The sequence below is a fragment of the Vibrio sp. 1249-1 genome, from assembly GCF_033340495.1.
Window position 1 is genome coordinate 1 of record NZ_JAWOWJ010000316.1, and the last position, 844, is coordinate 844.

Genomic DNA, 844 nt, shown 5'->3' on the forward strand with positions numbered 1-844 from the left:
CTTCGTCAGAATGTAGTTCGTGTGTAGTGCGCTCACCATATAGAAGGTAAACACGGCCGGAATCACCAAGCTAAAAACACGTAGCAGACTTTTGGTCACTTTGCTAAACCCAACTTGGCGATAGCGCGAGACACGCTGGTCGACCCAATACAGCAAAATGATGAAAATCAGCCAGTGCACGAGAGAGTGATAAAACGGATATTCCAACTGAGAGTGAAGTACGATAGGAATGAATAACGCGAGCAACGCTAGGCGTGTGCCACGTTTGGCTTGATAAATCCTATGTAAAACCAATCCCATTGCGAGGATTATGCCTAATACAGGCAGAAGCCCACCTTCTACGCCCCAGTACAACATTTCATTGTGTGGATGATCCATCGATGGCAAGCCAGCAGGATAGTTCTCATTCAGCGCATGCTGGCGCGCGGTGTACAGCATGTACTCAGATTCAACCTTACCGTAACCGTAGCCAGTGAACGGTTTCTCGATCACCATATCCAAGGTTTGAGGGAAAGTGTACGCTCGAGGCGACTCCATATTCACTTTCTCTGTCGCCAGTCCACTTCCATCCGGGAATGCAATGCTCATTACAACGAACGAGAGCACCAAGCCCGTAACCAAAGCCGCGATCCAGCGAATAAAGCGGCCTTTGGTTGCAAAGCGATACATATACGGAATCACTAACAACAAACCGATGATGGTCGCTAGCCATCCTGTGCGCGAAGCTAACGCGACAATCAACGGCAAGGTAACAACAGGTACGGCATATAAAAGGTAAACGTCGCTTAGCTTACGTGAGTACTTATAGGGTTGACGAGCTAGAAGGTAACTGGCAATGACTAAT

Annotated in this window: 1 protein-coding gene; it reads right to left on the bottom strand. The window is 48.1% G+C overall.

Going from position 1 to position 844, the window contains the following annotated elements:
• Window positions 1–844 (bottom strand): PglL family O-oligosaccharyltransferase (locus tag R7Z50_RS26090; protein WP_318149555.1); only part of this gene is annotated, 844 nt, incomplete at both ends.